Source organism: Streptomyces camelliae (genome assembly GCF_027625935.1).
GTDB classification, from domain to species: domain Bacteria; phylum Actinomycetota; class Actinomycetes; order Streptomycetales; family Streptomycetaceae; genus Streptomyces; species Streptomyces camelliae.
The window spans coordinates 1,229,001-1,249,691 of the sequence record NZ_CP115300.1; the positions used below are offsets into that span (position 1 = coordinate 1,229,001).

A 20,691-nucleotide genomic window follows, 5' to 3' on the forward strand; every position below is an offset into this window, starting at 1 on the left:
GAGATCAGGGGGCCGCGTCGGGTTGGGCCGTACGGGGGCAGCACCCCGAAGGGGCGCGGTCGTCTGCGCGATCAGCCACGACGGACCCGGAGACGACCGGCGGCCCCTCACGGTCAAGCCATCCCGGCCGCGTCCATCAGCGCTGTCACCGTCGTCACGGCCAGTCCGTCCGCCAGGTTTTCCACCTTCGCGCCGGCCCGCGCGCTCGCACCGTCGAAGACGAGCACGAGCTGGCGGGCCAGGAGTTCGGGGTCGCGGGCGCCGCCGCGCTCCGCCTCGGTGCGGAAGGTCCGCGTCAGACGGTCCTTGACGCCGCGGGCGACGACGCTCGCCGGGTGTCCGGGGTCCTTCAGCTCGACGAGGACGGCCAGGTAGGGGCAGCCGTGGTAGTCGGGGTCCGCGGCGGCCTTCGTCACCTGCTCGAAGACGTGCAGGATGCGCTCGCGCGGGGTCGCGGTCTCCGGGTGGGGGTGGGCGAGCTGGGCCTCGTACCACGCGGCGCGCCGCTCCAGGCTCGCGGCCAGCATCGCGTCCTTGCTGTCGAAGAGCTGGTACATCGACCGCTTGGAGACGCCCGCCTGCCGGCACAGTGCCTCGATGCCGATGCCGACGCCGTCGCGGTAGGAGAGTTCGGCGGTGGCGTCGAGCAGCCGGTCGCGGGAGGACGCCTTGTCGGTGGTGGCCATACGGCGAGGTTACCGCGGCGCGGACAACGAGGAAACCGATCGGTGTATACACGTGACAGGGATGCTGAACAAGCGCTTAGATAGGAGCCCGGACACCCGTTCCCGATCCGCCGGAGGCCCCGTTGTTCACGTCCGTCGACGACGTCTCCGCCCGCCTCGCCGAGACCGGCTACCTCGCCTCGCCCGCCGTCGCGACGACCGTGTTCCTCGCCGACCGGCTGGGCAAGCCGTTGCTGGTGGAGGGTCCGGCCGGGGTGGGCAAGACCGAGCTGGCCAAGGCGGTCGCCCAGGTGGCCGGGGCGCGGCTGGTCCGGCTCCAGTGCTACGAGGGCGTGGACGAGTCCCGCGCGCTGTACGAGTGGAACCACGCCAAACAGCTGCTGCGCATCACCGCGGGCCGCGACGAGAGCTGGGACGAGACCCGCACCGACATCTTCAGCGAGGAGTTCCTGCTCCCCCGCCCGCTGCTCACCGCCATCCGCGGGGACGAGCCGACCGTGCTGCTCATCGACGAGACCGACAAGGCCGACGTCGAGATGGAGGGACTGCTGCTGGAGGTGCTCAGCGACTTCCAGATCACGGTCCCGGAGCTGGGCACGGTCACCGCGACCCGCCGCCCGTTCGTCGTCCTGACCTCCAACGCCGGCCGGGAGCTGTCCGAGGCGCTGCGCCGCCGCTGCCTGTTCCTGCACATCGGCTTCCCCGAGGAGGAGCTGGAGCGGCGGATCGTCCGGCTGAAGGTGCCGGGCCTCACCGAGGCGCTCACCGAGTCGGTGGTCCGGGTGGTCGGGGCGCTGCGCGCGATGGACCTGCGCAAGGCTCCGTCCGTCGCCGAGACCGTCGACTGGGCGCGCACCCTGCTGGCCCTGGGCGCCGGCGCGCTGGACGAGACGGTCGTACGGGACAGTCTCGGAGTGATCCTCAAGCACCAGGACGACATCCAGAAGGCGGCGGCGAAGCTCGACCTGGACGCGCTGTGACCGAGGTCCCCGAGCGGATCACCGGCCTGGTCGGGGCGCTGCGCGCGCACGGGGTGCGGATCGGCACGGGTGAGACGGTGGACGCGGCCCGCGCGGTGGAGGCACTCGGGCTCACGGACCGGGAGCTGCTGCGTGAGGGGCTGGCCGCGACGCTGCTGCACGGCCCGGGACAGCGGGCGGTGTTCGACCCCGTCTTCGACCTGTACTTCCCGCGCACGGTGGGGGGACCGGACGGCGCGGGCGCGGGCCGTGACGAGCTGCGCGACCGGCTGGCTCGGGCGCTGGCCGCGGGCGACCAGGCCATGATGGCCCGGTTGGCGGCCGAGGCGGTGGACGGCATGGGCGGATACGGCAGTTCACCGGGGTCGGACGGCTTCTCCGCGTACCAGACCCTCGAACGGCTGCGCCCGCAGACCCTGTTGGCGCGGGTGCGGTCGGACGTGCGCGGACGGGACGGGGGCGGAAGCGGGAACGGCGACGGTACGGACTTCGCGGACCGGCTGCTGGACGACGAGATCCGGCGCCGGATCGAGCAGTTCCGGCGGATGGTAGGGGCGGAGGCGCGGCGCCGGGTCGCCGAGCGGCGCGGGCGGGACGAGATCGCCCGGCGCGGTGTCGTACCGACCGCCGACCGGGTGGACTTCCTGTTCGCGGGCCGGGACCAACTGGCCGAACTGCGCAGGGCCGTATCGCCGCTCGCACGCAAGCTGGCCACCCGGCTGGCCGCGCGCCGGCGCCGTGCCGCGCGCGGCACGGTCGACCTGCGCCGCACCCTGCGCTCCTCGCTGTCCACGGGCGGGGTGCCGATGCGGCCGGTGCTGCGCCGGCGCCGGCCGGTCCGCCCCGAACTGGTCCTGCTGTGCGACGTGTCCGGCTCGGTGTCCGGCTTCTCCGACTTCACGATGCTGCTCGTGCAGGCGCTGCACGACCAGTTCAGCAAGATCCGGGTGTTCGCCTTCGTCAACCGGCTGGACGAGGTGACCGGCCTGCTGGAGCACGGCCGCGCCGACCCCGACGGGCTGAGCGCCCGCATCCGCGCCGAGGCCACGCTGACCGGCTGGCACGGCAGCAGCGACTACGGCGTGGCGCTGGGCGAGTTCGCCGAGCGGTACGGCGACGCGGTCGGCCCGCGCACGACCGTGTTCGTCCTCGGGGACGCCCGGACCAACATGAGCGACCCGAACCTGGCCGCCGTACGCGAGGTCGCCCGGCGGGCCCGGCGCGTGTACTGGCTGAACCCGGAGCCGCGCGGTCAGTGGGGCACCGGCGACTCGGCCGCGCCCGACTACGCGGACCTGGTCGAGATGCACGAGTGCCGTACGGCCCGTCAGCTCAGCTCGCTGATCGCCCGGCTGCTTCCGGTGTGATCGACTGGTCCCGAACGACCGCGGTCCGCAGCTGATCCGGACCGAGCCGCACTGATCTGTACAAGGACGTACGCCATGGGCCACTCCCCCGTCTCGCTCGGCACCTTCCCCACGCCCGTCGAACCGGCGCCCCGGCTCGCCGCCGCGCTCGGGCTCGGCCCGGAGGACCTGTGGATCAAACGGGACGACCTGACCGGTCTGGGCGGCGGCGGGAACAAGATCCGCAAACTGGAGTGGACGGTCGGCGCGGCGCTCGCCGAGGGCGCGGACACGCTCGTGACCACGGGGGCCCCGCAGAGCAACCACGCCCGGCTGACCGCCGCCGCGGCCGCCCGTCTGGGCCTGGCCGCCGTCCTTGTCCTGCGCGGCGCGCCGGGCGCCTCACGGTCCGGGAACCTCGCCCTGGACGGACTCTTCGGGGCGCGCATCGCCTGGGCGGGCGAGGTGGACCAGGCGGGGCTGGACGACGCGGCGGCCGAGGTGTGCGCGCGGCTGCGGGCGGACGGTGCCCGGCCCGCGCTGATCCCGTTCGGGGGGTCGGCCGTGCCGGGTGCCCGCGGCTATGTGCGCTGCGGCGAGGAGCTGGACGAGCAACTGCCCGAGCTGCGCACCGTGGTGGTCGCGCTCGGCTCGGGCGGCACGATGGCCGGCCTGGTCGCGGCCCTGGGCACCGGCTCGGTGCTCGGTGTCGACGTGGGCGCGCTGGCCGACCCGGCCGCGGCGGTGGCACGGTTCGCGGCGCCGCTGACGACGGAGGAGGTCACGGCCGAGGGTCTGCGGGTGCGCCGCGACCAGGTGGGCGCCGGCTACGCGACGCTGACCGGACCCGCGGCCGAGGCACTCCGGCTCGCCGCCCGTACCGAGGGCCTCGTCCTCGACCCCGTGTACACCGCCCGGGCCCTGGCCGGCCTGCGCGCGGCCGTCGCCGACGGTGACGTCCGGCCGGGCGAGAAGACGGTGTTCGTCCACACCGGCGGCCTGCCCGGCCTGTTCGGGCACGCGGACGCGGTGGCGTTCGCGGAGGCGGGGGCGGCCGTCTTCGAGGGATGACGGTGGCGGGCCGTACGGCCCCGCACCTGCGACCGGGTCGCACGCCGTGCGACCCGGTACGACGGAAGCGGCCCGGTACGACGGGGCGGCTCTTCCTTCAGTCCTTCGCGTACTCCTTGGCCATGGTCCCGGCGAAGTCGTAGACCACGAACTGCTCGTCCCCCACGACCCAGGCGTCATGGCCGGGCGGGCACACGAAGACGTCGCCGGGGCCGACCTCGCCCTCGCCGCCGTCGTCCATGCGGATGTGCATGCGCCCCTGCACCACATAGCCGTTGTGGTGGACCATGCAGCTCTCGGTGCCCGCGATCGGCTTCACGGACTCCGACCAGCGCCAACCCGGTTCGAAGGTGCCCACCGCGAAGTCGAGCCCGGTCAGGTGCAGGGCTTCGAGGTGGCCGCGGGGGAAGTCGCGCCGTTCGTCCGGCTTCTCGACCGTCTTCACTTCCAGCATGACGGCGTCCTCCTTCCGGCCGCTGACCGCGGCCGGGGCCGGCCTGTCGTCCCCCGGCGGCCTCGGACGGCGCCGGAGCTGCGGCGGCGGCCGTACCCCACGCCTCCATCGTCGGCCCCGCGCCCTGGCAACGCCATACGGTGGCCGACGCCCGTGAAAATTCTTCGGTCGTCACCCGCAACCTCGCCCGGGGCCGGACGTCTGTCGAGGTGGAGGCCTCCACTTCGACCAGTTGTCCGACCCGAGCGAGCGAAGGAACCCATGACCGCACACCGTGTCCCCCGCCCCCGCCATGTCCGCAGGCTGCGGGCCGCCCTGGGGGTCTCCGCCGTAGGCGCGGCCCTGGCCGTGGCCGGCACCATCACCGCCCAGGCGGCCCAGAGCGGCAGCCACTCCCCCGCCCACACCGGCGTCACCGCCACCCCGGAACCGGCGGGCGGCCAGGCGACACCGTCCCCCGTACCCTCCCCGGTCCCCACGGCCACCCCGTCCCCCGTACCCTCCCCGGTCCCCACGGCCACCCCATCACCCGTACCCTCCCCGGTCCGCACCGCCACCCCCAGCCCCGTGCCCTCCCCCACGCGCGCCACCTCCACCCCGGTGCCGTCCACCGCCGCACCGGCGCCCGTGCCCGTGCCGGTGCCGACTCCGGTGCCGGGGCACGGTCCGCATCGCGGGCACCCCTCGCCGGCGCCGGCCGCGCCGCGGTACTGAGCCCGCACGCACCACCTAGGCAGGGCCGGGCGGGGAAGCCTGATCCGCTTCTCCGCCCGGCTCCGGGAGATCCATGACGACAGCCACACCACCGGCGGCGACACTGCCCCGGGACCGGACCGGCGCCCCGCGCCGCCCCGCCTCCCCATGGCGGTTGGGGATGCGGCTCCTGTCTCCTCTGCGGGGCCGTGTCCTCGCCCGCGCCGCCCGGACGGAGACCCCCGTCGGCCCGGCCGCACCCGGCACCGGTACGACGGCGTTCCCCGTCGGCCGCGAACAGCCTCCCGGCATCGAGGAGTTGTACCACCACCGCCGGCTGTCCCTGGTCCGGCTGGCGGTGCTGCTGGTGGACGATCTGCCCACGGCCGAGGACGTCGTCCAGGACGCCTTCACCGCACTCCTCCGCCGGCACGGTCACCGGCTGGCCTCGCTCGACGATCCGGAGGCCTATCTGCGCACCAGTGTCGTCAACACGGCCCGTTCGGTGCTGCGCCGCCGCAGGACCGTACGAGCGCACACCCCCGCCCCCGAGGAGCACGCGCCCGCCCCCGAGGAGGACATCCTGCTGCACGAGGACCACCGGGAGGTGCTGGCGGCGCTGCGCACCCTGACCCGGCGCCAGCGGGAGGTACTGGTGCTGCGCTACTGGTCCCACCTGACCGAGGCCGAGATCGCCGCGACCCTCGGTCTGTCCCGGGGCACCGTCAAGTCCACGGCCAGCTGGGCCCTGGACGCCCTCGGCCGACGTCTGGAGGGGCTGCGATGAACGACTCCGGTACCGGTACGGCCCCCACGGCCGTCGAGGAGCGGCTGCGGGCCGCCCTGGCCGCGCGGGCGCACTCCGTCGGCCCGGCCGACCTGCGTCCGCTGCGCCCGCCGACCGCGCAGGTACGGTCCGGCCGGGTGCTGCTGCGCCGGGCCGTGGCGAGCGCGCTCGTCCTGGCCGCGGTGGCGGCGCTGGTGTTCCTCGCGGTGCGCGGCGGGCCGTCCCGCCCGGCCGAGCCGGCCCGTGCGCCGCGGCCGGGCACCGCCACGCCGTCCGCGGTCCCGAGCCCGCTCGCCCCGACCACGGCCGAGCCCTCCCCCAGCGCAACGGCGCCGTGAACTACGTCCCGGGATGGGCGAGTTCCATGTCATGACCCTCGACGTCGGCGCCGGACGGCGTCACCCCGGCGGCCCGGGGCGGGTGACCGGCGGCGATCAGCGTGTACCGGCCGCCGTCCAGGTCCGAGAAGGCGTACGCCCCGTCGTCGCCGGTGGTGGTCGTGGCGACGACGTCGCCCGCCGCGTCGACCAGGGTCACCCGGGCGTCGCCGAGCGGCCCGCCCGCACCGCGTACCGTGCCCCGCACCCGGGCGCCGGACCGCAGGTCGGCCGCGACGCGGGTGACACCGGTGCCGGAGATCTCCACGGGCAGCGCGAGCGGGCGGTGTTCCGGCGAGCTGATCGGTATCGCCGATCCCCCCCGCATACACGCCCCTGCCCGCGGCGCCGCGGGCAGGGGCGTCGGGCTGCCCGGCTAGCGCGCGCGGCCGCGCGCCTTCAGGGGTGTGCGCGGCAGCTCGGGGGCGGCCAGCGGTGCGCCGTCGTAGCCCTTCACCTCGCCGAAGCGGCTGCCGGTCTGCCAGTCGGTGCGGGCCTGTTCGATCTCCGCCTGTGTCCGGCCGATGAAGTTCCACCACATGACCAGTTCCTCTTCGAACGGCTCGCCGCCGAGCAGCATGAGGCCGGCGTCGGACTCCGCGCGCAGCGGCAGCTCGCGGCGGCCGCAGCCGAGGTAGAGCATCGAGCCCGGCAGCACCGGCACGCCGTCGACGTGCACCTCGCCGGACATCGCGAGCACGCCGTACTCGAAGTCCGGTACGAGCGGCAGCCGTACGTCGGCGCCGCGGGCGAGGGCGAGGTCGGCGCCGACGATCGGGGTGTACGTCGTACCCGGGGAGGCCGAGCCGTCGAGGTCGCCGAGTATCACGGTCGCCGTGAGGCCGGGCGCCGTGACCGTCGGCAGCTCCGCGTGGTACTCGAACGCCGGGTCGGTGTACCGGTGCGCGTCGGGCAGCGCGACCCACAGCTGCGCGCCGTGGAGGTAGCGCGCGTGCGACTTCGGGCTCTCCTCCGAGTGGCTGATCGCACGGCCCGAGGTCATGAGCCCGAGTTCGCGGGGCCGGATCGTGCGGAGGCTGCCGGTCGAGTCGCGGTGCAGCACTTCGCCCTCGTGCAGCCAGCTGACGGTCTGCAGGCCCATGTGCGGGTGCGGGGGTACCTGCATGCCGGGCTCGTCGGCGATGTCATCGGGGCCGTAGTGGTCGACGAATGCCCAGGCGCCGATCATGCGCCGGCCGAGGTTCGGCAGCAGCCGGCGCACTTCGGTGGATTCCCCGAGCTGTACGTGTCGCGGGCTCAGCAGCTCGCGGACGGGTTCGGCGACGACGAATCCGCGGCCGCCGCACACGCTCGGTACGGGCGCGCGGTCAAGGTTGCTCATGCGGCACAACCTAGCGGGGGCGGGGGCGGCGGCGCGCCCGGAACGGCGGCCCGGTCCGTGTCTTCAGCCGGTCGAGCAGTCCGGTGAGTTCCACCCGGATCCCGGGTGCCTCGGGACCGGATCGCAGCAGGCGCAGGTGTCAGGCCTGCTCCACCGTCGCCGTCACCGGTGTTCCCGTCTCCACCGTACGGCTGACCGTGCAGAGGCGGTCGTGGGAGGTCTTCACCGCCCGGGGCAGGATCGCGCGGGCCCGTTCGGCGCCCTCGCCGTCGGGGAACGTGACGTGGAAGGTGACGGCGAGGTCCGTGAGGCGGTTGCCGAGGTCGTCGTCGACCTTCGTACCCCGCACGTCGACGGTGAAGGCGGTGGGCTCCGCGTGCCGGCCGGTCGCGATGTCCACGTCCACCGCCGTGCAGCCGCCGAGTGCCGCCAGCAGCAGCTCGACGGGGGTGAACTCGGTGTCACCCGCGGCGCCGGTGCCGAAGGAGATCGTGCCGCCGCGGGCGTTCGTCGCGGTGAAGTGGCCGGTGCTGGTGCGCTCCACGGTGACGGTGCGCAGGGAGTTGTCGGTCATACCGGCGACCCTAACTCGGCAGGGGCCGCGTCACCGGCCGAGCACTTTGCCCGGGTTGAGCAGGCCGTGAGGGTCGAGGGCGTCCTTGACCGCCCGGTTGAGGGCCATGACCTCCGGGCCCAGCTCGGCGTGCAGCCCCTCCCGCTTGAGCAGGCCGACCCCGTGCTCCCCGGTGACCGTGCCGCCCAGCGCCAGGGCCTCGGTGATGATCTCGCGGAAGGCGGCCTGCGCCCGCTCCCGCGCCGCCTCGTCGCCGGGCGGGGTGATCAGCAGCGGGTGCAGATTGCCGTCCCCGGCGTGGGCGATGTTGGCGATGAGCGTGTCGTGCCGCTCGGCGAGGGCGTGGATGCGGCCGAGCATCTCCGGGACGGCGGACTTCGGTACGCAGATGTCCTCGGTGAGCACGGGGCCGAGCCGTTCCAGGGCCGGGTAGGCGAGCCGGCGCGCCTCGAACAGCGCGTCCGCCTCCTGCGGGTCGGTGGAGCGGGCCGCCCAGGTGGCACCCGCGGCCTCGAAACAGCGCAGGACGGTCTCGGCCTCCTCCTCGCCCGCCTTCCCGGGCGCGTCGGTGCGGCCGAGCAGGACGACGTCCGCGTCGGCGGACAGCCCCATCTGCTTCCACGCGTCGACGGCCTCCAGGCAGTACCGGTCGATGAGTTCCAGCGCGGAGGGGGTCACTCCGGCGGCGGCCACCGCGGCGACCGCGCGGCCCGCGTCCACGACGGACGAGAAGTACCCGGCGACCGTGTGCTCCGGCGGGCGGCCGGGCCGCAGCCGGAGCGTCACCTCGGTGATCACGCCGAGGGTGCCCTCGGACCCGACCATCAGGCCGGTGAGGTCGTAGCCCGCGACGCCCTTGGCGGTACGGCGGCCGACCCGGACGAGTTCCCCGGTGCCGGTGACGAACTGCAGGCCCAGCACGTAGTCGCGGGTGACGCCGTACTTCACACAGCAGATTCCGCCCGCGTTCGTGGCCACGTTGCCGCCGATGGTGGACCAGCGGGCGCTGGCCGGATCCGGCGGGTACCACAGGCCGTGCGCGGCGCAGGCGGTGCGCAGGTCCTCGTTGACGACGCCGGGTTCGACGACCGCGAGCCGCTCCAGCGGGTCGATGCGCTTGACGGCCGTCATGGCCTCGGTGGACAGCACCACCGCCCCGTCGACGGCGTTCGCGCCGCCGGACAGCCCGGTGCCGGCCCCGCGCGGCACCACCGAGGCCGCGTGGTCGAGGCAGGCGAGGACGACCGCGCGCACCTCCTCGGCGGCGCGTGGCCGCACCAGTGCCGTGGGCCGTCCGTGGGGCGCCCATTCCGCCTCGTCGTGCGCGTAACGCGCCAGCACGGCCGGGTCGGTGACGACGCGTCCCCCGGGCAGGTCGCGGTGGAGGCGTTCGATCAGTGCGGAGTCCGGGGCGTCCGGCGGGCGATCCGGGAGGGCGTGGGGCATGGCAGCACCGTAATCCGGTATGTCCCGCGGCGGCCGGTGAACGGGGCGATCTCGGCGCGGAAACCGGGAAGTCCGCCGCCCTCACCGGTGTTGGAGCCGGTGGCGCCGGGTACCGGCGTCGCTCGTCAGCTCGCTGAGCAAGAGGAAGAAGAGCCATGTTCCAGCGCATCCTGGTCGCCGTCGATTCCGGTCCCGCCCATCACTCCGCCGTACGGCTGGCGGGCGAGCTGGCCAAGCTGGCCGGTTCCGAGGTCCGGGTCCTGCATGTCATCGCGTCCGCCGCCACGCTCGCCACGGTCGTCCCGTTGGAGGACGACGCCGAGGGCAGGGCCGTGCTCGACGAGGCCGTGGCGGCCCTGGGCGACCTGGACGTCAAGGCCGACGGCGTGCTGGTCCGCGGCCTGACCACCCAGGTCGCCACCACGATCGCGGAGTCGGCCGCGGAGTTCGGCGCCGACCTCATCGTGCTGAGCCCCCATCACCGGGGCGTCGTGGAGGCCCTGTTCACCCCGCGGGTCAGCGACGCCGTCGCGCACACGAGCCGCACGCCGGTCCTGCTGGCGCCGGAGGACGAGCACCTGGCCTGAGGCCGGGCCGTCTCCCGGGGCGGGCTCGGCGCTCGCCCCGGGAGACGGCACCCTGGATCGCGGACCACGGTCGGAGCGGACCGTCGCCAAAACAGTAGCCATGTACATAGTAGCCATGTACTGTATTCGCCATGAGCAACGGTTCCGAAGGAGCCACGCCCGGCTTCCTGGTGTGGCGGCTGTCGATGAAGTGGCGGGTCGCGGTGGACCGCGCGGTGGCCCCGCTGGGGCTGACACACGCGCAGTACGCGCTGCTGGCCTCGCTGTACGGCATGCACCGCACCGGACTGCGGCCCAGCCAGCGCCGGCTCGCCGACCAGATCGGGCTGGAGGCGCTCTACGTCTCCAAGCTGGCCCGCGGCCTGGAGTCGGCCGGCCTTCTCGAACGCACCCGGGACCCGGCCGACCCGCGCGCCGTCCAGCTGGCGCTCACCGAGCAGGGACGCGAGGTCACCGCGAAGGCGATCGGCGTCGTCCAGGGGCTGCTGCGGCAGCTGCTGGCCCCACTCGGCGGACTCGGCAGCCCGCGCACGCGGGAGTTCACCCGCGAGCTCAGAACCCTGCTCGACGCACCGCTTGACCCGTTCGGCACCACCGATCACGAGACGGAGCAGCCATGACCACCACCACCGCACCCCGCGTCGACCCCCGCGTCATCGCCCTCGCCCACTACGCGGGCCGGGCCGTCCTGGAGCGCGTCCTCGTCCGGCACGGCATCGACTTCCTGCAGTCCGTCACGCTCCGGCTGACGGTCGTGGCCGACGGCCCGGTCGAGCGGGCCGGCCTCGTCGCCGACGTCGTCGGCGCGGTGAAGGTCGCCGAGGCCGACGCCCACCGCGCGATCGACGCGCTGACGGCCGCCGGGCTGGTGTCGGCCGAGGAGCCGTCCCACGTGCGCGTCACGGACGCCGGACGGGAGCTGTACGCCACGACCTCCGCCGCGACCGCCCCGATCACCGCCCGGATCTACGCGGGCATCTCCGAGGAGGACCGGGCCGTGGCCGGGCGCGTCCTGGCCTTGATCGCGGAGCGGGCCGACGCGGAGCTGGCCGCTCTGAGCACACGGAACAGTTAGTGGAATATTGAACAACTGCGTTCCGTTGTGGCCTCCGAAGGAGGTCGACAGTGGAGACGCGAGTGGAGACGACGTACTACCACCACGGCACGCCGGCCGAGCGCTGGGAGCGCGCGCAGCAGTTCTTCGACGCCAAGGACTACGCGGGTGCGGCACGGGTGCTGACCGGGCTGGTCGAGGAGGTGCCGGAGCAGACCGGACCCCGGCTGCTGCTGGCCCGCGCCTACTACCACTCGGCCCAACTGCGCCGCGCCGAAGCCGAACTGCGGGTCATCGTGGAACGCGACCCGGTGGAGCACTACGCCCGGCTGCTGCTGGGCCGCACCCTCGAACGGCAGGCCCGGCACGAGGAGGCGCAAGCGCACCTGCGGATCGCCTCGGCGCTCGCGGGCGACTTCCCGCAGGACTGAACGGCACAGGACGGGCCCGGTTCCCGTACGGGGACCGGGCCCTCGGCACGACCGCCCGCGCCGGGGGCGGCGGGCGGGCATGGCATCCTGGCGCGATGGCACCCTCCCCTGATCACGCGCCGCTCGCCGAGCGGGTCGAGGAACTCCTCGCCGCCGGCGGCCCCTTGCCCATCGTCGCCGCCGGACAGCCCGTGCTGCGGCGCGGCACCGAGCCGTACGACGGCCAGCTCGGCCCCGCCCTGCTGGCCCGCTTCATCGAGGCCCTGCGCGACACCATGCACGCCGCGCCCGGCGTGGGCCTCGCCGCGCCGCAGGTCGGCGTGCCCCTGCGGATCGCGGTCATGGAGGACCCGGCGCCGGTGCCCGAGGAGATCGCCGTGACCCGGGGCCGGGTGCCCCAGCCGTTCCGGGTCCTGGTCAACCCGGTGTACGAGCCCGTCGGCAGCGCGCGTGCCGCGTTCTTCGAGGGCTGCCTGAGCGTGCCGGGCTGGCAGGCGGTGGTGGCCCGGCACACGGAGGTACGGCTGCGCGGCCAGGACGAGCGGGGCCGCGAGCTGGACGAGGTGGTCACCGGGTGGCCCGCCCGTATCGTCCAGCACGAGACGGACCACCTCGACGGCATGCTCTACCTGGACCGCGCCGAACTGAGGTCGCTGTCCACCAACGAGGCCGTGGCGGCGCTGTGGGCCCAGCCGACGCCGGAGACGGCGGCCGCGGCCCTCGGCTTCGAGCTGCCGTAACTGCCCCGAGCGCCCTGACTGCCGTACATCCGCGGTCAGTTGTCCCGGTACGCCTCCAGCAGCCGCAGCCATACCTCGCTCAGTGTCGGGTACGACGGGACGGCGTGCCACAGCCGGCCGACCGGGACGCGGCCAGCGACGGCGACGGTCGCGGAGTGGATGAGTTCGCCGACGCCGGGGCCGACGAAGGTGACGCCGCGCAGGATCTCGTCCTCCAGGTCCACGACCATCCGGGCGCGGCCCTTGTAGCCGTCGGCGTACAGGCCCGCGCCGGCGACCGAGGAGAACTCGACGTCCACGGCGCGGACGCGGTGCCCGGCCTGTTCCGCTTCGGCGAGGGAGAGACCGACGGCGGCGGCCTCCGGGTCGGTGAAGACGACCTGGGGCACGGCGTGATGGTCGGCGGTGGCGGCGTGCGCGCCCCAGGGCTCCTCCGGCGGGGTGCCGCCGGCGGCGCGGGCCGCGATGGCGGCGCCGGCGATACGGGCCTGGTACTTGCCCTGGTGGGTGAGCAGGGCGCGGTGGTTGACGTCGCCGACGGCGTACAGCCAGTCGGTGCCGGTGACGCGCAGGCTGTCGTCCACGTCCAGCCAGGAGCCGGGTTCCAGGCCGACGGTGTCCAGGCCGATGTCGTCGGTGTGCGGGACGCGGCCGGTGGCGAAGAGGATCTCGTCGGCCTCCAGCCGGTCGCCGGCGGCGGTGACGGCGACGACCGTGCCGTCCTGGCGGGTGACGGACTCCACCGACGTACCGGTGCGGACGTCCGCGCCCGCCTCGGTGAGTGCCTCGGCGACGAGTTCCCCGGCGAACGGCTCCATCCGGTTCAGCAGCCCCTTGCCCCGGACCAGGAGGGTGACCTGGGAGCCGAAGGCCTGCCAGGCGGTGGCCATCTCGGTGGCGACGACACCGCCGCCGACGACGATCAGCCGGGCAGGGGCCGCCTTGGCGCTGGTCGCCTCGCGGCTGGTCCACGGCTTCACCTCGGCCAGGCCCGGCAGATCGGGCAGCTGGGCACGGGTGCCGGTCGCGACGGCGACGGCGTGCCGGGCGGTGAGGGTGGTGACCGTGCCGTCGGGGGCGGTCACGGTGACCGTACGGGCGCCGGCGAGCCGGCCGTGGCCGCGGTACAGGTCGGCGCCGATGCCCTCCACCCAGGCGACCTGGCCGTCGTCCTTCCAGTGGGAGGTGTACTCGTCTCGGCGGGCGAGGACCGCCGGGGTGTCGAGCGGGCCCTGGACCGCCGGGGCCAGGCCGGGCAGGCGGCGGGCGTCCGCCTGGGCGATCACCGGCCGCAGCAGGGCCTTGCTGGGCATGCACGCCCAGTACGAACACTCGCCGCCGACCAGCTCGTTCTCCACGACCGCGGTGGTGAGGCCGGCCGCGCGCGTGCGGTCGGCGACGTTCTCCCCCACGGGCCCGGCCCCGAGCACCACGACGTCGTACGCGATGGATTCCGTTTCCGTCATGGGGTCAGTCTGGTGGGTGGTGTGCGCGGCGGCCACACGGGTACGTGCGCGGAACACAGGCGTGCGCGGGTGGAATAGGCGGTCCGACGGCCGTGTTTCCGCCGACGGCACACCCCCACACCGGGAAGTAGGGATTCACACCATGAGCAGCACCGTGGAGCTGACCAAGGAGAACTTCGACCAGACGGTCACCGAGAACGAGTTCGTTCTCATCGACTTCTGGGCGTCCTGGTGCGGGCCGTGCCGGCAGTTCGCGCCGGTCTACGAGAAGGCTGCCGAGGCCAACCCCGACCTGGTCTTCGGCAAGGTGGACACCGAGGCCCAGCCGGAGCTGGCGGCGGCCTTCGAGATCCGGTCGATCCCGACGCTGATGATCGTCCGCGACAAGATCGCCGTGTACTCCCAGCCGGGTGCCCTGCCCGAGGCCGCGCTGACGGACATCATCGGGCAGGCCCGGAACCTGGACATGGACGAGGTCCGCAAGAGCGTCGCCGCCCAGCAGGGCGGGGCGCAGTAACGAGGCGGCGGCACCACGGGCCGGGGGCCTCGGCCGGACGGGTCAGCTGGACTCGCGCCGGATCACCGAGGCCCCCAGCACTGCGTGCACCTCCGGCTCACCGCCGGGGTCGCGCACCGCGCGGTCGACCAGTTCGGCGAGGTCATGGCCCGAGGGCAGTTCGATGTGGACCGTGCTGAGCCGGGGCCGCAGCAGCCGCCCCAGCATCAGATCGTCGGCGCCGATCACGGCCATGTCCTCGGGGATGCGCAGGCCCTCGTCCTGCAGGGCCCGCATCAGCAGCATCGCGTACTCGTCGTTGTAGGCGAAGACCGCGTCGAGATTCAACTCCCGGCAGCGGGCGGCGAGTTGAGCGGCCGCCTGCTCGGTGTAGGCCAGCGGCAGCTCCGTGACGGCCGCGTCCGTGCCGTGCACGGCCTCGCGCACGCCGGCGAGCCGGGGCCGGGAGTAGGCCTCCAGGCCGGGCTCCTTGGGCACCACGACACCGATCCGGCGCCGGCCGGCGGCGTGGAGGTGGGCGCCCGCGCAGCGGCCGACCGCGTCGTGGTCCATCAGCAGGGCGTGTGCGCCGTCGACGCGCACGGGGCCGAGGGTGACCACGGCTCGGGCGCCGGAGCGCTTGAGCACCGCCACGCCCCGCGGCCCCAGTTCGGCGCCGGGCACCAGGACGGCGACGGGCCGCAGTTCGGCCCAGGCGCGGGCGGCCTCGTCGCCGTGCAGGCCGACCGTGCCGTACTGCACGACGGTGTAGTCCAGGTGGCCGAGCGCCTGCTGGAGTTCGTCGAGGAATCGGCTGTACAGGGGGCCGACCGGGACCGCGGGGGCGGGCATGAGGACCATACGGCTGTGTCCGGCGCGCAGGCTGCGGGCGGCGGCGTGGGGCACGTACCCCAGTTCCCGCGCGGCCTCGTGGACGCGCCGGCGCGTCGGTTCGCTGATCCGGACGGCGCTGGTGTTATTGAGGACATAGGACACGGTCGCGCGCGAGACTCCGGCCAGGCGGGCGACGTCGGCGCTCGTGGGCGTGTTCGGTATCTGCACCATGACAGACCGCATCTTGGCAGAGGGGCGGGGGCGGGAAGCGGGCGGGGCAAGGTGGTTCACCGTTCGACGAAAACGGGTGCGCGGGCGGGCGCGGAGGGCGTCGTCACCGCCGCTGTCACCCTGCGCGCGGAAGGCCGCGCAAGGTGACCATGCGGCGCCTCGCACAGGAGCTCGACACCGGCCCGGCATCGCTGCACGTGTACGTCCGCGACACCGGCGAGCCGCTCGGCACGCCCGCTGCTCTCCGCCGCCCAACCCGCCTGCCCGGGTGTGCCGTTCGCCGAAGCGGACCCGACGGGGGCGGACCGTCGGTTTCCGCTGAGCGCGGCGGTGGCCGACGAAGGGATGCCGCCTGCCGCGCCTGCGGGCCGGCCGGTCCGCAGGCGCGATGCTCGCCACGGCACCCGGCGCTGCCGGCCGGTCCTCAGCGGAGCGGCTCCGTGCCGGTCACCCGGGCGACCAGGTCGATCCAGCCGGCCTCCAGCCGCGCCATGGGCATTCCGCACTGCCGGGTCCGGTAGTGGATCAGGGCCGGGTCGAGCGAGGCCAGCAGTGTCTGGGCCAGAAGTTCGCAGTCGGCGTCCGGCACGATCTGCCGCAGCAGCATCGTGACGTGCATGCGCCGCGCCCCCATCGCCGGATGGGAGAAGCGGCGGGTGGGCTCCGGCTGGGCGGCCAGCTGGAGGTCGAGCTGCTCGGCCGACCGGTACAGCACCGCCACGCCGAAGGCCCGGAGCCGGTCCACCGGCGGCGCGCCGGGGCCCAGCGGCGGGGGCCCGCCCATGAAGTCGGCCTGGAGCCGCCGGTCGGCGTGGTCGAGCAGGGCCATCAGCAGCCCCGTACGGTCGCCGAAGCGGCGGAACACGGTGCCCTTGCCCACCTTGGCCGCCGCGGCCACGGCCTCCATGGTGACGCCGGCCACCCCGTGCTCGGCGATCAGCCGGGCGGCGGCCTCCAGCAGCGCGGCCCGGTTGCGGGCCGCGTCGGCGCGCAGGCACGGCTCCTCCAAGGAGGGGGGTGCGACCTGCAGCAGCTCAGGCGTGTCGAGGGGCTCCTCGGGCATCGGGAAGGGCGGCAGCGCGGCGGACATGAACCCAGCGTAAAGCATCGGGAAGAAAACTGGACCGCGGTCCGGTTAGAGTGGTACACACTTAAACGGACCCCGGTCCGGATCGTAACAGCGATGTTTCAGCCCCTTGGAGTTCCCCATGTCTGTTCGCATCCTCGCGCTCGTCGGCAGCCTCCGCGCCGGTTCGCACAACCGCCAGCTCGCCGAGGCGGCCGTCAAGCTCGCTCCCGAGGGCGCCGAGGTCGTGCTCTTCGAGGGCCTGGCCGAGATCCCGTTCTACAACGAGGACATCGACACCGAGGGCAGCGTCCCGGCCACCGCCGCGAAGCTGCGTGAGGCCGCCCAGGCCTCCGACGCCTTCCTGCTGTTCTCGCCCGAGTACAACGGCACCATCCCGGCCGTCCTGAAGAACGCCATCGACTGGCTGTCCCGCCCGTACGGCGCCGGCGCCTTCGGCGGCAAGCCCGTCGCCGTGGTCGGCACCGCCTTCGGCCAGTACGGCGGCGTGTGGGCGCAGGACGAGGCCCGCAAGGCCGTGGGCATCGCCGGCGGCAAGGTGATCGAGGACATCAAGCTGTCCATCCCGGGCTCCGTGGTCCGCTTCGCGGAGACCCACCCGGTGGACGACGCCGAGGTCGCCGCCCAGCTGACCGAGGTCGTCGCCCGTCTGCACGGCAACGTGGGCGAGACCGCGGCCGCCTGAGCCGCAGCCACCCCGTGAGGGGGCCGGAGCCCCGCTCCGGCCCCTTTCGCATGCCCGGCACGGCTCCGGTCTCTCACCTGCGCGGAACGGCTCGGGGCGAGTCCCGCGAGCCGCCGCGCGAGCAGGTCGGCCTCCTCCCGGATCCGGCCGCCCGAAGGGCGGCGCGTCACACCGTGAGCAGTGCGATGCCCAGGCCGATCAGGGCGGCCACCTTGAGGAGTTCCAGTGCCACGTACCACAGGTGGCTGCGGGAGCGGGGCATGTCCTCCCCGGCGAGGACGCGGTCGGAGCGGCGGTTGAGGACGGGCCGGACGGCGGCCAGTTGTGCGAGCAGCAGCACCGCTACGGCCGCGGTCAGCCCGATGATCCGGGCCGGGGCACCGCCCGCGGCGGCCGCGGCGATCACCACGACCGCCAGGACGGCCTCGACGGCGTTCAGCGCCCGGAAGACGATCCGGCCTATGCCCAGTCCGACGGGAATGGTGACGCCCGGCGCGCGGAACTTCAGCGGGGCCTCCAGGAAGGAGATCGCCAGGACCATCCCGAGCCAGACGAAGGTGACGGCACCGGCGAGGGCGGCGGACGTGGCGTTCATGTGCGGGAGGCCTTTCTCCGCCGGGGCCGGCGGCCAGGGGGAGTTCGTCGCTGCCGTCAGGCAGCGGTGGCGCCGGCCAAGTGGGCGACGCAGGAGTCCGGTTCGGCAAAGGGCTCCAGGCCGGTGGCGGTCAGGGGCGCGTCCAGGCGGGCCAACGCGCCCTGCATCAGGCCGAGATGGAGCGGGCAGACCAACCGGCCGTGCTCCTCGGCGAGTTCCAGGAAGGGACAGTGCCGCAGCCGGATCCGCCGCGGCGGCGCGCCGGGTGTCGGCTCCCCTTCCGCCCGTGGCGCGAAGCCCAGCTCGTCGAGCAGGGCGAGAAGCGCGGCCACCGAGCGCTCGGCTGTCGGCTGCTCGAACGGGGGCGGCGGGTCCACCAGGTATCCGCCCCAGGCGCGGCCGGTCTCCATCGCCTCCGCGCGCGCCTCGGCCGGATCGGCGGCCGCCCACCGGCTGAGCAGGACGCGGGCGAGGAGCCGGTAGTCCCGGATGCCGCCGCGGTCCATGCCGGGACGCGCGGTGTAGACGGTACGGGGCCGGCCGGGTCCCGGGGAGCGCTCGGTACGGCGCTCGACCAGACCCTCGGCCACCAGGGAATCCAGGTGGAACCGGACCGTGTTGGGGTGGACGCCCAGCCGCCGTGCCGTCTCCGCGACACCGAGCGGCGAGGGTGCGGCGCGCAGCGCGTCCAGCACCGCCAGGCGCCGTGAGCTCTCCCGTGTGGTCACCGCTGGACACCCCTCTCCACCTGCGTCCATTTTTCACGAATCCTACATGTAGTAATTGTAGAGTGAGCAGGGATGCCTGTTGACCGAGGTTCAGCAGGAGCAGCGGAAGACTTGAGCGTCGAGGGGAACAGCAGATGACGTCGCCGTCCGCGAGGAACATCGGGCCGGCCGGCACCACGGCGGCCGAGCCGCGTGTCCTGTGCGACACCCGGACCCTGGCCGAGACCCCGGCGCTGCCCGGCGGGGTGCTGTGGAAGCTCGCCGAGAGCGCCCGGCAGCTCGACGCCAACGTGGTCCGGATCGCTCCGGGCGACCGGATCACGACGCACACCGAGACACAACTGGACGTGCTGGTCCTGGTCATGGCCGGGGACGGCGCGCTCGGCGCGGGCCCCGCCGGGACACCGCTGCCGCTCACCGAGGGCGCCCTGGTCTGGCTGCCGCGCGGCGCCACGCGCAGCATCAGCGCCGGTGCGGCCGGGCTCACCTACCTGACCGTGCATCAACGCCGCCCGGGCATGCAGATCGGCACCATGACCAGCACCAGCACCTGAACCAGCACCTGAACCGGTCTTCCGCCCCGCTACGGCCGCATGCGCACAACACCCGCACAGCGGGCGCCCCTTGCTCCAGGCCGCCCGGCCGCTAGGGTGCCCCCGTGAGCACGTTTACCGAAGAGAACGTCCCCGGCCGGTACGGCCCCCACGCCACCACCGAGGCCGACCCGCGCGAGGTCGGCCGGGTGCGCACCGAGTACTCCCCGGCCCACGACGGCGACCCCGACCCCGGCGAGATCGTGTGGACCTGGGTGCCCTTCGAGGAGAACGACGGCCGGGGCAAGGACCGCCCGGTGCTGGTCGTCGCCCGCGAGACGGCCGGCACCTTCCTCGCCGTACAGCTGACCAGCAAGCGGCACGACGGCGACCGGGACTACGTGGCGATCGGCAGCGGGCCGTGGGACCGCTCCGACCGGGACTCCTGGGTGGACGTGGACCGCGTGCTGCGCCTGCACGAGGAGGGCATGCGCCGCGAGGCCTGCGCGCTGGACCGGATGCGGTTCGACCTGGTCCGCCGGCGCCTGCACGAGCGCTACGGCTGGACCTGAGCCCCGCTCGCCTCGGGAAACGCCCGTGCGAACGCCTCCCGCACCACCGCTCCCGGCGTCCGGTCCAGCACCCCGAACACGACGTGGTCGAAGGTCCGGGCGAACCGGCCGCCGGGGCCGAGCAGTGCCCGGAAGGCGCCCGCGACCTGTGCCGGGTCGTTCTGGAACACCCCGCATCCCCAGGCGCCGAGCACCAGGTGGCGGTAGCCGTGCACGGCGGCCGTCTCCAGCACCCGCTCGGCACGGAGCGCCAGGGCTTCCGGCAGGCCGGCGGCGCGCTCCGGCGCCGTACGCCGCACGACGCCCGCGTTGGGGGCGGCCGCGGTCAGGAAGCCCGCCGCGTACGGCTCGGCCAGCAGCAGGCCGCGGTCGTCGCGGAAGACCGGGACGGCCGGTGAGTGGATGACCCGGTCCGTGTAGAACGCGTCGCGGTCGGCGCGGTGGTGGTCGTAGAAGGCGCGGGTCGTGAGCAGGCAGGTGTACAGCGCGGAGGCGCGGCACAGGGCCTCCTCCTGGGCCTGCGCGCCGTTGAGGTAGCCGCCGCCCGGATTCCGGGCCGAGGCGAAGTTCAGTACGGCGACGGGTGCGCCGGCCAGCCGGCGGGCGGCCTCCAGGCTGCTCTCGCCGGTGACCTCGACAACAGTGCCCTCGGCGACGGAACCATCGACCCCACCCGATTGCCGTACGGAAACCGGTTCCGGTACGGGAACCGGTTCCGGTCCGAACATCCGCGTCCCCGCTCGCGCGGCCTCGATCTGCGCCGCCAGCGAGACTTCCCGGCCGCCCGGCGCCCGGTACCGGCCCGCGGCCACGATCCTTTCGGTCTCCGCGGCGATGCGGCATCTTTCCGTTCGCCTACGGGGCGCCTCAGCCGGTGGTGAGAGCCCGATCGTGCT

General features: G+C 74.2%; 26 protein-coding genes and 1 pseudogene. 15 read left to right on the plus strand and 12 right to left on the minus strand.

The window, feature by feature from the left end:
- Positions 1–113 precede the first annotated feature (113 nt).
- Positions 114–686, minus strand: coding sequence for a TetR/AcrR family transcriptional regulator (locus tag O1G22_RS05785; RefSeq protein WP_270080302.1), 573 nt, complete (start codon positions 684–686; stop codon positions 114–116).
- Between the two features lie 122 nt (positions 687–808).
- Here O1G22_RS05785 and O1G22_RS05790 point away from each other — a divergent pair, with 122 nt between their 5' ends.
- The 3 genes from O1G22_RS05790 (at position 809) to O1G22_RS05800 (ending at position 4,083) form a co-directional block, all read left to right on the plus strand.
- Positions 809–1,666: an AAA family ATPase gene (locus O1G22_RS05790; RefSeq protein ID WP_270080303.1), complete on the plus strand. Its 858-nt coding sequence runs from the start codon at positions 809–811 to the stop codon at positions 1,664–1,666.
- Positions 1,663–3,033, plus strand: coding sequence for a VWA domain-containing protein (locus tag O1G22_RS05795; RefSeq protein WP_270080304.1), 1,371 nt, complete (start codon positions 1,663–1,665; stop codon positions 3,031–3,033). Before O1G22_RS05790 ends, O1G22_RS05795 begins: the two co-directional genes overlap by 4 nt.
- A 75-nt stretch (positions 3,034–3,108) precedes the next feature.
- On the plus strand, positions 3,109–4,083 hold the full coding sequence (locus tag O1G22_RS05800) for a pyridoxal-phosphate dependent enzyme (RefSeq protein WP_270080305.1): 975 nt from the start codon (positions 3,109–3,111) through the stop codon (positions 4,081–4,083).
- A gap of 97 nt (positions 4,084–4,180) precedes the next feature.
- Here the strand turns inward: O1G22_RS05800 and O1G22_RS05805 are convergent, their stop codons facing one another.
- Positions 4,181–4,537 (minus strand): cupin domain-containing protein, encoded by a 357-nt coding sequence (locus O1G22_RS05805; RefSeq protein ID WP_270080306.1) that lies wholly within the window; start codon positions 4,535–4,537, stop codon positions 4,181–4,183.
- A gap of 261 nt (positions 4,538–4,798) precedes the next feature.
- Between O1G22_RS05805 and O1G22_RS05810 the strand changes: the two genes are divergently transcribed.
- The 3 genes from O1G22_RS05810 (at position 4,799) to O1G22_RS05820 (ending at position 6,355) form a co-directional block, all read left to right on the plus strand.
- Positions 4,799–5,251, plus strand: a complete 453-nt coding sequence (locus O1G22_RS05810; protein WP_270080307.1) for a hypothetical protein — start codon at positions 4,799–4,801, stop codon at positions 5,249–5,251.
- 73 nt (positions 5,252–5,324) lie between these two features.
- Positions 5,325–6,017, plus strand: coding sequence for an RNA polymerase sigma factor (locus O1G22_RS05815; RefSeq protein ID WP_270080308.1), 693 nt, complete (start codon positions 5,325–5,327; stop codon positions 6,015–6,017).
- Entirely contained in the window at positions 6,014–6,355 is a 342-nt protein-coding gene (locus tag O1G22_RS05820; RefSeq protein ID WP_270080309.1) for a hypothetical protein, read from the plus strand. Before O1G22_RS05815 ends, O1G22_RS05820 begins: the two co-directional genes overlap by 4 nt.
- 1 nt (position 6,356) lies before the next feature.
- On the opposite strand, the pseudogene O1G22_RS05825 reads toward O1G22_RS05820, so the two are convergent.
- The 4 genes and pseudogenes from O1G22_RS05825 to O1G22_RS05840 form a co-directional block, all read right to left on the minus strand.
- A pseudogene (locus O1G22_RS05825) lies at positions 6,357–6,686 on the minus strand (carboxypeptidase-like regulatory domain-containing protein); the annotation flags it as partial.
- Positions 6,687–6,770: 84 nt separating this feature from the next.
- Positions 6,771–7,736, minus strand: coding sequence for a pirin family protein (locus O1G22_RS05830; protein WP_270080311.1), 966 nt, complete (start codon positions 7,734–7,736; stop codon positions 6,771–6,773).
- Between the two features lie 139 nt (positions 7,737–7,875).
- Positions 7,876–8,310 (minus strand): OsmC family protein, encoded by a 435-nt coding sequence (locus O1G22_RS05835; protein WP_270080312.1) that lies wholly within the window; start codon positions 8,308–8,310, stop codon positions 7,876–7,878.
- A gap of 30 nt (positions 8,311–8,340) precedes the next feature.
- Positions 8,341–9,756, minus strand: a complete 1,416-nt coding sequence (locus O1G22_RS05840) for an FAD-binding oxidoreductase (protein WP_270080313.1) — start codon at positions 9,754–9,756, stop codon at positions 8,341–8,343.
- A 155-nt stretch (positions 9,757–9,911) separates the two neighbouring features.
- Here O1G22_RS05840 and O1G22_RS05845 point away from each other — a divergent pair, with 155 nt between their 5' ends.
- The 5 genes from O1G22_RS05845 (at position 9,912) to O1G22_RS05865 (ending at position 12,568) form a co-directional block, all read left to right on the plus strand.
- The gene (locus tag O1G22_RS05845) at positions 9,912–10,343 is read left to right on the plus strand and encodes a universal stress protein (RefSeq protein WP_270080314.1); all 432 of its coding nucleotides are present in this window, start codon (positions 9,912–9,914) and stop codon (positions 10,341–10,343) included.
- Between the two features lie 131 nt (positions 10,344–10,474).
- Positions 10,475–10,963 carry a MarR family winged helix-turn-helix transcriptional regulator gene (locus O1G22_RS05850; protein WP_270080315.1) on the plus strand — a complete coding sequence of 163 codons (489 nt, stop codon included), beginning with the start codon at positions 10,475–10,477 and terminating at the stop codon, positions 10,961–10,963.
- Entirely contained in the window at positions 10,960–11,418 is a 459-nt protein-coding gene (locus O1G22_RS05855; protein ID WP_270080316.1) for a MarR family transcriptional regulator, read from the plus strand. Before O1G22_RS05850 ends, O1G22_RS05855 begins: the two co-directional genes overlap by 4 nt.
- Positions 11,419–11,480: 62 nt before the next feature.
- Positions 11,481–11,828 carry a tetratricopeptide repeat protein gene (locus tag O1G22_RS05860; protein ID WP_270086344.1) on the plus strand — a complete coding sequence of 116 codons (348 nt, stop codon included), beginning with the start codon at positions 11,481–11,483 and terminating at the stop codon, positions 11,826–11,828.
- Between the two features lie 95 nt (positions 11,829–11,923).
- A complete protein-coding gene (locus tag O1G22_RS05865; protein ID WP_270080317.1) occupies positions 11,924–12,568 on the plus strand; it encodes a peptide deformylase in 645 nt (214 codons plus the stop codon).
- Between the two features lie 35 nt (positions 12,569–12,603).
- Here the strand turns inward: O1G22_RS05865 and O1G22_RS05870 are convergent, their stop codons facing one another.
- Positions 12,604–14,034, minus strand: coding sequence for a dihydrolipoyl dehydrogenase family protein (locus tag O1G22_RS05870; protein ID WP_270080318.1), 1,431 nt, complete (start codon positions 14,032–14,034; stop codon positions 12,604–12,606).
- 142 nt (positions 14,035–14,176) lie between these two features.
- Between O1G22_RS05870 and trxA the strand changes: the two genes are divergently transcribed.
- Complete coding sequence (trxA, locus tag O1G22_RS05875) at positions 14,177–14,551, plus strand: thioredoxin (protein WP_225094990.1); 375 nt, start codon at positions 14,177–14,179, stop codon at positions 14,549–14,551.
- A gap of 42 nt (positions 14,552–14,593) precedes the next feature.
- Here the strand turns inward: trxA and O1G22_RS05880 are convergent, their stop codons facing one another.
- Positions 14,594–15,607, minus strand: coding sequence for a LacI family DNA-binding transcriptional regulator (locus tag O1G22_RS05880; protein WP_270080319.1), 1,014 nt, complete (start codon positions 15,605–15,607; stop codon positions 14,594–14,596).
- A 412-nt stretch (positions 15,608–16,019) separates the two neighbouring features.
- Positions 16,020–16,703 (minus strand): TetR family transcriptional regulator, encoded by a 684-nt coding sequence (locus tag O1G22_RS05885; protein ID WP_270080320.1) that lies wholly within the window; start codon positions 16,701–16,703, stop codon positions 16,020–16,022.
- 100 nt (positions 16,704–16,803) lie between these two features.
- On the opposite strand from O1G22_RS05885, the gene O1G22_RS05890 reads away from it, so the two are divergent.
- Positions 16,804–17,367, plus strand: coding sequence for an NADPH-dependent FMN reductase (locus O1G22_RS05890; RefSeq protein ID WP_270080321.1), 564 nt, complete (start codon positions 16,804–16,806; stop codon positions 17,365–17,367).
- A gap of 166 nt (positions 17,368–17,533) precedes the next feature.
- Here the strand turns inward: O1G22_RS05890 and O1G22_RS05895 are convergent, their stop codons facing one another.
- Positions 17,534–17,962, minus strand: coding sequence for a hypothetical protein (locus O1G22_RS05895; protein WP_270080322.1), 429 nt, complete (start codon positions 17,960–17,962; stop codon positions 17,534–17,536).
- A gap of 56 nt (positions 17,963–18,018) precedes the next feature.
- Positions 18,019–18,690, minus strand: a complete 672-nt coding sequence (locus O1G22_RS05900; protein ID WP_270080323.1) for a helix-turn-helix transcriptional regulator — start codon at positions 18,688–18,690, stop codon at positions 18,019–18,021.
- Between the two features lie 134 nt (positions 18,691–18,824).
- On the opposite strand from O1G22_RS05900, the gene O1G22_RS05905 reads away from it, so the two are divergent.
- Both O1G22_RS05905 and O1G22_RS05910 read left to right on the plus strand, forming a co-directional pair.
- Complete coding sequence (locus tag O1G22_RS05905) at positions 18,825–19,244, plus strand: hypothetical protein (protein WP_270080324.1); 420 nt, start codon at positions 18,825–18,827, stop codon at positions 19,242–19,244.
- Between the two features lie 104 nt (positions 19,245–19,348).
- The gene (locus tag O1G22_RS05910) at positions 19,349–19,795 is read left to right on the plus strand and encodes a type II toxin-antitoxin system PemK/MazF family toxin (RefSeq protein ID WP_270080325.1); all 447 of its coding nucleotides are present in this window, start codon (positions 19,349–19,351) and stop codon (positions 19,793–19,795) included.
- On the opposite strand, the gene O1G22_RS05915 is transcribed toward O1G22_RS05910, so the two are convergent.
- Entirely contained in the window at positions 19,780–20,685 is a 906-nt protein-coding gene (locus O1G22_RS05915) for a TIGR02452 family protein (protein ID WP_270086345.1), read from the minus strand. The two genes, O1G22_RS05910 and O1G22_RS05915, sit on opposite strands and share 16 nt — an antisense overlap.
- Positions 20,686–20,691: the final 6 nt, after the last annotated feature.

What these genes read in the sequence shown, in the direction of transcription:
- O1G22_RS05785 (WP_270080302.1), bottom strand. Translation starts at nt 686, where the DNA reads ATGGCCACCACCGACAAGGCGTCCTCCCGCGACCGGCTGCTCGACGCC.
- O1G22_RS05885 (WP_270080320.1), bottom strand. Translation starts at nt 16,703, where the DNA reads ATGCTTTACGCTGGGTTCATGTCCGCCGCGCTGCCGCCCTTCCCGATG.
- O1G22_RS05835 (WP_270080312.1), bottom strand. Translation starts at nt 8,310, where the DNA reads ATGACCGACAACTCCCTGCGCACCGTCACCGTGGAGCGCACCAGCACC.
- O1G22_RS05880 (WP_270080319.1), bottom strand. Translation starts at nt 15,607, where the DNA reads ATGCGGTCTGTCATGGTGCAGATACCGAACACGCCCACGAGCGCCGAC.
- trxA (WP_225094990.1), top strand. Translation starts at nt 14,177, where the DNA reads ATGAGCAGCACCGTGGAGCTGACCAAGGAGAACTTCGACCAGACGGTC.
- O1G22_RS05800 (WP_270080305.1), top strand. Translation starts at nt 3,109, where the DNA reads ATGGGCCACTCCCCCGTCTCGCTCGGCACCTTCCCCACGCCCGTCGAA.
- O1G22_RS05815 (WP_270080308.1), top strand. Translation starts at nt 5,325, where the DNA reads ATGACGACAGCCACACCACCGGCGGCGACACTGCCCCGGGACCGGACC.
- O1G22_RS05830 (WP_270080311.1), bottom strand. Translation starts at nt 7,736, where the DNA reads ATGAGCAACCTTGACCGCGCGCCCGTACCGAGCGTGTGCGGCGGCCGC.
- O1G22_RS05850 (WP_270080315.1), top strand. Translation starts at nt 10,475, where the DNA reads ATGAGCAACGGTTCCGAAGGAGCCACGCCCGGCTTCCTGGTGTGGCGG.
- O1G22_RS05865 (WP_270080317.1), top strand. Translation starts at nt 11,924, where the DNA reads ATGGCACCCTCCCCTGATCACGCGCCGCTCGCCGAGCGGGTCGAGGAA.
- O1G22_RS05845 (WP_270080314.1), top strand. Translation starts at nt 9,912, where the DNA reads ATGTTCCAGCGCATCCTGGTCGCCGTCGATTCCGGTCCCGCCCATCAC.
- O1G22_RS05895 (WP_270080322.1), bottom strand. Translation starts at nt 17,962, where the DNA reads ATGAACGCCACGTCCGCCGCCCTCGCCGGTGCCGTCACCTTCGTCTGG.
- O1G22_RS05870 (WP_270080318.1), bottom strand. Translation starts at nt 14,034, where the DNA reads ATGACGGAAACGGAATCCATCGCGTACGACGTCGTGGTGCTCGGGGCC.
- O1G22_RS05840 (WP_270080313.1), bottom strand. Translation starts at nt 9,756, where the DNA reads ATGCCCCACGCCCTCCCGGATCGCCCGCCGGACGCCCCGGACTCCGCA.
- O1G22_RS05820 (WP_270080309.1), top strand. Translation starts at nt 6,014, where the DNA reads ATGAACGACTCCGGTACCGGTACGGCCCCCACGGCCGTCGAGGAGCGG.
- O1G22_RS05890 (WP_270080321.1), top strand. Translation starts at nt 16,804, where the DNA reads ATGTCTGTTCGCATCCTCGCGCTCGTCGGCAGCCTCCGCGCCGGTTCG.
- O1G22_RS05855 (WP_270080316.1), top strand. Translation starts at nt 10,960, where the DNA reads ATGACCACCACCACCGCACCCCGCGTCGACCCCCGCGTCATCGCCCTC.
- O1G22_RS05810 (WP_270080307.1), top strand. Translation starts at nt 4,799, where the DNA reads ATGACCGCACACCGTGTCCCCCGCCCCCGCCATGTCCGCAGGCTGCGG.
- O1G22_RS05805 (WP_270080306.1), bottom strand. Translation starts at nt 4,537, where the DNA reads ATGCTGGAAGTGAAGACGGTCGAGAAGCCGGACGAACGGCGCGACTTC.
- O1G22_RS05905 (WP_270080324.1), top strand. Translation starts at nt 18,825, where the DNA reads ATGACGTCGCCGTCCGCGAGGAACATCGGGCCGGCCGGCACCACGGCG.